This window comes from Daejeonella sp., assembly GCF_044232565.1.
In the GTDB taxonomy this organism is placed as follows: domain Bacteria; phylum Bacteroidota; class Bacteroidia; order Sphingobacteriales; family Sphingobacteriaceae; genus Daejeonella.
Genome location: NZ_JBIILQ010000126.1, coordinates 1 through 7,898 on the forward strand (window position 1 = coordinate 1; position 7,898 = coordinate 7,898).

General features: G+C 35.5%; 7 protein-coding genes and 2 rRNA genes. 3 read left to right on the top strand and 6 right to left on the bottom strand.

Annotated elements, in window-relative coordinates:
- From ACILQF_RS07990 to ACILQF_RS08000, 3 genes are all read left to right on the top strand, one after another.
- Positions 1-127, top strand: a 23S ribosomal RNA gene (locus ACILQF_RS07990); the annotation flags it as partial.
- A 181-nt stretch (positions 128-308) separates the two neighbouring features.
- Positions 309-420, top strand: a 5S ribosomal RNA gene (rrf, locus tag ACILQF_RS07995).
- Between the two features lie 165 nt (positions 421-585).
- On the top strand, positions 586-1,566 hold the full coding sequence (locus tag ACILQF_RS08000; RefSeq protein ID WP_395626894.1) for an acyl-ACP desaturase: 981 nt from the start codon (positions 586-588) through the stop codon (positions 1,564-1,566).
- Between the two features lie 72 nt (positions 1,567-1,638).
- Here ACILQF_RS08000 and ACILQF_RS08005 read toward each other — a convergent pair whose 3' ends face one another.
- The 6 genes from ACILQF_RS08005 to ACILQF_RS08030 all read right to left on the bottom strand — a co-directional run.
- On the bottom strand, positions 1,639-3,015 hold the full coding sequence (locus tag ACILQF_RS08005) for a Gfo/Idh/MocA family protein (RefSeq protein ID WP_395626895.1): 1,377 nt from the start codon (positions 3,013-3,015) through the stop codon (positions 1,639-1,641).
- 90 nt (positions 3,016-3,105) lie between these two features.
- Positions 3,106-3,705: a DUF1080 domain-containing protein gene (locus ACILQF_RS08010; RefSeq protein ID WP_395626896.1), complete on the bottom strand. Its 600-nt coding sequence runs from the start codon at positions 3,703-3,705 to the stop codon at positions 3,106-3,108.
- A 272-nt stretch (positions 3,706-3,977) separates the two neighbouring features.
- The gene (locus tag ACILQF_RS08015) at positions 3,978-4,673 is read right to left on the bottom strand and encodes a DUF1003 domain-containing protein (RefSeq protein ID WP_395626897.1); all 696 of its coding nucleotides are present in this window, start codon (positions 4,671-4,673) and stop codon (positions 3,978-3,980) included.
- A gap of 264 nt (positions 4,674-4,937) precedes the next feature.
- On the bottom strand, positions 4,938-6,398 hold the full coding sequence (locus ACILQF_RS08020; RefSeq protein ID WP_395626898.1) for a PH domain-containing protein: 1,461 nt from the start codon (positions 6,396-6,398) through the stop codon (positions 4,938-4,940).
- Entirely contained in the window at positions 6,395-6,910 is a 516-nt protein-coding gene (locus tag ACILQF_RS08025) for a PH domain-containing protein (RefSeq protein ID WP_395626899.1), read from the bottom strand. The genes ACILQF_RS08020 and ACILQF_RS08025 overlap by 4 nt, the downstream gene beginning before the upstream one ends.
- On the bottom strand, positions 6,910-7,898 hold a 989-nt coding region (locus ACILQF_RS08030), incomplete at its 5' end, for a methylmalonyl-CoA mutase family protein (protein WP_395626900.1). The genes ACILQF_RS08025 and ACILQF_RS08030, both read right to left, overlap by 1 nt.

The following is a 7,898-nucleotide window of genomic DNA, read 5'->3' on the forward strand; positions in this document are numbered from 1 at the left end:
GTGCGAAACTAGCCACAAGATGAGACTTCCATTGAGGGCCGTAGAAGACTACTACGTTGATAGGTTACAGGTGTAAAGGTGGTGACATCATAGCCGAGTAATACTAATTACCCGAAGCTTTCTTCGTACAGGTTTTACTTGTACAAGGCAGATAGACTACGCAAGTAGCTAATAATATTGTTGTTTTCTTATTCAAATACTTTTTTCCCTTATGTTAAGATATTAGTCTAGTAGTTAGTGATTAGTAGTTAGTTGTTAGATATTTCTAACCAACTAAAAACAAACCAACTAACCAACTGTCAAGATCTTTAGGTGCCTATATCGGCGGTGTCCACCTCTTCCCATTCCGAACAGAGAAGTTAAGCCCGCCAGAGCCGATGGTACTGCCGTAAAAGGTGGGAGAGTAGGTCGGTGCCCAATTTTACTACAAAGCGATGCTTTGGTAAAACAAAACCCTCACAGAGATTCTGATGAGGGTTTTTTGTTTGTAACATCTTTTGTGGATTTTTAATTATATTAGCTTTTTGACATAATAGTGTCTTTCAATCAGGCTTAATCTGTATATTTACTGAATAATATAATCAAATGAATATTAATATAGGATCCCGCAGAGAGGTATTAGTGCATATTGAAAAATATATGCTTGATAACATGCATGAGTACTTAAAACCAATTGATACCAATTGGCAGCCTTCTGATTTTTTGCCTGATTCAACACGCGATACATTCTTTTCTGAAATTAAAGACCTTAAGGAAAATGCAGAAGCTCTTTCTTATGACTTAGTTGCTGTTTTAATTGGTGATACCATCACCGAAGAAGCTCTTCCAACTTATGAGTCTTGGTTGAGCATGGTAGATGGTATTTCTAAGGATGAAGATAATGGCTGGATGAAGTGGGTTAGGCATTGGACCGCCGAAGAGAACCGTCATGGCGATCTTCTTAATAAATATTTGTACTTATCTGGTCGTGTGAACATGCGCCAAATGGAAATTTCTACTCAGTATTTAATCGCTGACGGTTTCGACATTGGTACAGGGCATGATCCTTACCGTAATTTTATCTATACATCTTTTCAAGAGATTGCAACCAATATCTCTCACAGAAGAGTGGCAACTCTAGCTAAACAGGATGGAGATGTCTTATTATCCAAAATGTGTGGAGTTATTGCTTCTGATGAAGCTCGTCATGCTAAAGCTTATAAGGATTTTATGTCACGCATTTTTGAGGTTGATCCGAGTGAAGCTATGATTGCTTTTGAAGACATGATGCGTAATAAAATTGTGATGCCTGCTCATTTTCTTCGTGAAGTTGGTTTGCAAATGGGGCAAACTTTCGGTCATTTTACCGATGCTGCACAACGTTTGGGTGTATATACAGCTGTGGATTATGTTCAAATCATGAAGACGCTAATTGAAGATTGGCAGATTGAAAAATTAAGAGATTTAAATGAAGCTGGTGAACGCGCCCGCGACTATGTAATAAACCTTCCAGATCGTTTGTTAAGAATTGCTGAGCGCATGAAAAATCCTTCATTGGAATATAAGTTTAGTTGGATAGCTGGTTAAATTCTTTCCTTACATATAAAAAAACCCGACCCTGTTTTAATAAGGTCGGGTTTTTTCTTTTATTAATTTAACCTATTTCTTAACTAACTGCATCTTTTCAGGGTTCCATAAAATAGCAGTATCATTATTATAACTATCATTACATAATAAGGCCGGAGCTGCTGCACGATATCCAAAAATGGCATCTTCTGCAATTTTTGTATTTGTTCGAATCGCATTGAAGAAATTAGCGAAGTGATCATAATGAGCACCTAGATATCCTTTTTCAACAGCAAATGTGTATTCTTCTTGTGGCAGTATTCTTTTTCGGTCAGTTAGTGGAGTTCCAGCTTTTTTCATATTTTCGATATAAAAAGGATCGTCTTTTGAAAAAGTCTTGTTTCTCCTTAGCGTTACGCTGTCCCAGCCAATATCCATTGCACCCTCACTTCCAATTAGCTTTAGTATGGTATTGCCACTTGTTCCATCTACGAAATTACATCTTAAGGATAAGTTGAATGCCGGATGAACTTCTGCCTGTTCCGGATAGTCGAATATACCTAAGAGTACATCAGGAACTTCTCTTCCATCTTTCCAGTATCTCAGTCCACCTGAGGAGTATATTTTATTAGGGCCGAATGTGCCAGTGATAAAGTGCAGACTTGAAAATAGATGAACAAATAAATCTCCCGACATTCCAGTGCCATAATCACGGTAGTTTCTCCATCTAAAAAATCGTTTTGCATCAAATGGGCGCTTCTTGGTATTGCTTAAATAAGTTTCCCAATCTACAGTTTCTGGTGAAGCATCTACAGGTATTGGGTATGACCATGCTCCACCTGGTGAATGGCGTGCCCAGAATCCTTCTGCAAAATTAAGTTCACCAATAGCACCATCTTTCAATAATTCTTTTGCTTTTTCATTTCCTAGGGAAGAAACACCTTGGCTTCCAACTTGAAATATTTTACCTGTTTCTTTTTGAGCTTGAATAACTGCGGGCCCCTCACCAATGCTATGTACCATCGGTTTTTCACAGTATACATGCTTCCCTGCTCGCATGGCATCGATAGAAATCTGCTGATGCCAATGGTCTGGTGTAGCAATAATTACGGCATCTATATCCGCACGATTTAATATTTCCTTATAGGATCTAGTGGTAAATATTTCTTGTCCCCAGCGTGTTTTTGCATCTTTCAAACGACCGTCGTACAGGTCACAAACAGCCACTAGCTTTACTCCGGGCACCATTAGCGCGGTATTTGTATCAGCAGTACCCATTCCTCCAGCACCGATTAAAGCGATGTTAATTTGATCATTTACACTAAAATCTATTCTTTTTGGGATTGGAAAATGCTTGTTGTTAGCTTCCGGACTTACAGCAAGCACCTTACTGCCAACTGCTACTGCGGCAGTTGAAGTAGCTAATTTTTTTATAAAGCCTCTACGGGATGATTCTAGATTGTTTTTCATTTAATGTCTCGAGATTTGTTTAGCAAGCCTTATTATTTAACTATTATTAATAACACAATGAGAAAGTAGGCTTTTGATTTTTAAATTAATTTAGTTGATTTCCTTCAAGCGGATATTTTTCCATCGTACCTTAATGCCGCCACCATCATGTATTTGAAGCGCGATAAAACCATTTGCAGCACCTATTTTAGCGTCCTTGATATTGGAAATTTCATTTCCATTTAACCAAGTTTTGATCTCGTCTTGATTTACTTCAATTTTACCTTTATTCCAACCATCAGCACTTAAACTGCTCTCTTTTTCAGCTGTTGGTTTTGTGAGCCATCCTCTGCCATATGATTCGTAAATGCCGCCAGTTCCATTTCCTGGTGGAGCAACTTCAACCTGCCAACCACTAATCTTAGTGCCATCAATGGATGAACGGATAAATACACCGCTATTCCCATTTGCTTCTAATTTAAACTCGTACTCTAGGATAAAATTTTTATATTTTTTATTCGTAGAAAGGTATCCGTATTTTTTATCCGGGCCACTTTCGCAAACTAAGTTTCCTTTTTCTACGTACCACTTTTCGGTACCATGAATAGTCCATCCACTTAAATCTTTACCATTAAAAAGTTTTTGTTTACTCTGCGCTTGCACACTTGTGGATAATAGAATGCAAGAAATAATAAATAATATCTGCTTCATTTCATATAATTAATAATTAAATATAGTTTTAAAAAAGGGTTTTCAAAACTCCTTTTCAATATTTTAATCTATATTCTAATGTCTTTCTTGTGGATCAATTAAATATACTGTTTGAGCAATTTAAAATGGTTATTCAACTCTATTTACTTTGTCGACTATAATACTTTATGATCTCACTCTGGGTATTTGATCCCCAGATAAAGTTTATTGTCTTTATTTTGCAGAATTTTTGTATCACAGCAAGTTTAAATATGATAGTGTAAGTCTTTTCTTTAAATAGGTTTTTTAGCTACTCTCATCAAATCTTCTAAGTAGTCAGTTTGGATTTCTTGAATTTCAAGAAGTTTTTTATTCTGATGAACCAATAAGTGATCTATTTTTTCACTTAAAAGTTGAATTTCTAGTTCAGCTTTAAGATTGATTTTATAATCATGTTCTCCCCTCTGCCTATCTTTTTGTTCTTGCCTGTTTTGACTCATCATAATAATTGGCGCTTGTATTGCTGCCAAACAAGAAAGCAATAGATTTAGTAGAATGAAAGGGAATGGGTCAAAGGGTTTTGTGGCTAAAAACCAAATATTCACTATCATCCAAATGATAATAAAGGAGAAGAATGCAATTATAAATGTCCAGCTTCCTCCAAATTCAGCAACTTTATCAGCAATTCTTTGTCCTAAAGTAAGTTCAGATTCTATTTCATCCTGAATGTTTTCCGATAAGATGGAATTGTTTTTAATGGCCTCCATTACATCTCTATCAAGTGCGGCTAATTCTCCTTTTTCTTGAACTATTAAAGACGTTAGATAAAGCCTCCTGTACTGATTTAGTTCAGCTAAAGTTATATAGTCGTCTTTGCTGAAGTTGGGGTAATGCAACTTAATTAAATTAAAAATACCTTCTCTGATGTCATTACCTTTTACCTCTTCTCCCTTTCGAATTTCTTTTTCACTAATTTGGCTTTTTTTCATCTTTTTATTCTTTCAAGGATTATTGTGATTTATTTCATCATCTAGTAGTGCTTTCAAATTTTTGCAGCAAAAATTGCTCCTTAAAACGCAGACATCTGATTTGATATAAATATTGATTTATCTCCTTTCGTTCTAGGGATATTAGGGTACAAAATAAAAAAACCAGGATTAAGCCTGTTTGAAGGATTTGCTTCCCTTTTCGTAAATTTAAGGAGTGGACGAATAAAGGAGCGTGCTAAAATTTATTCGACTATTGTTCATTTTTTAATGCCAATTTTTTTTCGAGCTCTCAATCTTGTATAATGCTAAATTCTGAAGGCCTCTAGCAGTTTCTACTGGTATGTATGGAGCAATAATGGTTCCGCCAGCGGTATGAATTACCAAATCTGCAAGATGTTTACGTTGTTGAAATAGATTTTGAGATATTTTAACAGATTGAATTTTTTCCCATTTTAGAAGGATTGTTTTATCTCCAAATACTCCATTCTGGATATGTATTAGCTTATTTGTCCATGAAAAGCGAAATTTTTTTCTATACAAGCCATAATTAAAAAATAGATAAAGAGGTAAAACTATTAGGTAAAAAAGAAAGTATCTTTCTTCAACAAAGTATAGAAGAGGGAATAAAAGTAGCATAGCAGGTAGAATTCCATTGAAGAATGTTTTTCTAAACCAATATGATTTATCAATTCTTAAAATATTTTCAAAATGTTCCGGAATACTTGGGAAGTACACACCTGCTAAGTTATTTAGGACAAGCTCGGAAGTAATTGGTGCCTTAATTTTTAAATTACTTCTTACTTCTGCTCCACCAATTGTATGGAATTCAAAGAGATACATGGATATCTTTTTTCGTAACCAGTTTGTTTTCCAGGATACATATTGTACTTTTTCAAAAGGCAATACCTTTTGTGAATTATTTATAAGTCCCTTGTTAATATTAAATCCTTGTGCATTTTTTGTTATTTGAAAATTGAGATAGGAAATGATTGTTCGGACCAAGGAAACTAATATGGAAAGAATCAAAATGGCAAATACTCCCATTGCAATTAAATAAGCACCGCTTTCCACTAATTTATTCGTGGAGTCTTCCATCAAATTCTCATAATCTTCGAAAAACCCTTTGATGTTATTTAGGAATGAAATAGACAATCCGATAAGGATTAAAAGAGTTTCAAAGTGATTGGCAGTAAAACCTAGCTTTAGTAAATCCTTGAAGCTTAGCTTTGATAAGATTTCATCCTTATTCTCAATTTGTTCTTCTGTTTTCTTCTTTTGAAGAATAAATTCCATCAACTCCTTAGCTTCAATTTTTTGAAACTGAATTTTTATTTCTTCTTTATTTGAACCGGGACTATCAAATGACAATTCAGATAAGTTGAAGATTTTTTGTACCCAATTTTGGTTAATATGTACGGTCTGAATCTTGTGCAATGGTAGGGTTATCTGCTTACGCGAGAATATGCCACTTTTTACTTGAACTTCATCTTCTGTGAATCTAAATCTGAAGAAAAAGTAATCGATTAGCGCCTTAATTAGGATAAAAGCAGCGATGAGCAAATAAACGTAATTTTCATTAGAATCTATTTCTCCATCGGATCTTATAATGATAAGTAGAAAAAAGGGCCAAAAATTTTTAGCTAGTTGAAGTATAGTTTTTACAAGAATATGCCCAATAGCAGCAAAAGGCTGGCGCCTAAATTCAGTCTGAAGCCCAACGCTCATTCTTGCTGGTTTTTAAGGATAATTAAGTCCCTCATGTTATTTGCTTGCTCATGAGTTAAGCCTGGAATTACAATATCAGAATCATTGCCTCCAGCAGAGTAAATTTTTAGTTTACTGATACCCAAATCTCTTTCAAACACGCCAGCATCAACAGAGCAATGCTGTATTCGGTTAAAAGGGCAAATATGAAGACTTTTATTTAGCCAGCCAGTTTGATATAGGATATCATGCTCTCTTATGGCATAGGCTTTGTTTTTAAAGTTAAGAAATGCCAATCTGAAGTTTAAAAAACAAAGTATAGAAAAAACTGCAATTGCTATTCCCGCCATCATCCAACTGTGGAATTCCTTATTTAAAATGGCTACAATTAAAGTAATTATAAATATAACAAACCAATAAAATATTTTGTAGTAGGTTATTACTGTGTAATATTGCTCAGCTATTGGAATTAAATGAGCTTCTTCAGCTTTAGGAAGTGATGATATATCTAGCTCTGGATTTGAAAACTGCATTACATATTCCTCCTGTATTGTCCGCCAACTTCGTATAATGCATGTGAAATCTGCCCAAGAGAACAAACCTTACATACTTCCATTAAACTATCGAATATATTTTCACCGGCTATAGCTTTCTGCTGAAGATCTTTTAGCAGTGCGGCTGAAACCTCAGAATTTCGGTCTTTAAAAGTTTCCAGAGCTGAAATTTGAAATTGTTTCTCTTCTTCAGTAGCTCTGATAACCTCAGATGGGATAATGGTTGGAGAGCCGTTCTTATTCAGGAAGGTGTTTACTCCAATAATAGGATAGGTTCCATCATGTTTCAGTGTTTCATAATAGAGAGATTCTTCCTGAATGCGACTTCGTTGATACATTGTTTCCATTGCTCCAAGAACTCCGCCACGGTCGTTTATTCTTTTAAATTCTTCAAGAACGGCATTCTCCACCAGCTCTGTCAGTTCCTCAATTATAAATGCACCTTGTAAAGGATTCTCATTTTTCGCCAATCCTAATTCGCGGTTGATAATTAGCTGAATAGCCATCGCCCTGCGAACAGACTCTTCTGTAGGTGTAGTAATGGCCTCGTCATAGGCATTTGTATGGAGCGAGTTACAGTTGTCGTATATCGCATACAGTGCCTGTAGCGTGGTACGGATATCATTAAAGTCGATCTCCTGGGCATGTAATGATCTTCCGGAAGTTTGAATATGGTATTTTAATTTCTGTGAGCGATCATTACCCTTGTATTTATGTTTTATTGCCTTGGCCCAAATTCTTCTGGCAACACGGCCGATTACAGAATATTCGGGATCAATTCCGTTGGAGAAAAAGAAGGATAGGTTTGGTGCAAATTCATCAATATGCATCCCTCTGCTAAGGTAATACTCAACAAATGTAAAACCATTACTCAGTGTAAATGCCAATTGTGAAATTGGATTAGCACCGGCTTCAGCAATATGATAGCCAGAAATTGAAACTGAATAGAAGTTTCTTACCAGATTGT

What these genes read in the sequence shown, in the direction of transcription:
- ACILQF_RS08000 (WP_395626894.1), top strand. Translation starts at nt 586, where the DNA reads ATGAATATTAATATAGGATCCCGCAGAGAGGTATTAGTGCATATTGAA.
- ACILQF_RS08005 (WP_395626895.1), bottom strand. Translation starts at nt 3,015, where the DNA reads ATGAAAAACAATCTAGAATCATCCCGTAGAGGCTTTATAAAAAAATTA.
- ACILQF_RS08015 (WP_395626897.1), bottom strand. Translation starts at nt 4,673, where the DNA reads ATGAAAAAAAGCCAAATTAGTGAAAAAGAAATTCGAAAGGGAGAAGAG.
- ACILQF_RS08025 (WP_395626899.1), bottom strand. Translation starts at nt 6,910, where the DNA reads ATGCAGTTTTCAAATCCAGAGCTAGATATATCATCACTTCCTAAAGCT.
- ACILQF_RS08020 (WP_395626898.1), bottom strand. Translation starts at nt 6,398, where the DNA reads ATGAGCGTTGGGCTTCAGACTGAATTTAGGCGCCAGCCTTTTGCTGCT.
- ACILQF_RS08010 (WP_395626896.1), bottom strand. Translation starts at nt 3,705, where the DNA reads ATGAAGCAGATATTATTTATTATTTCTTGCATTCTATTATCCACAAGT.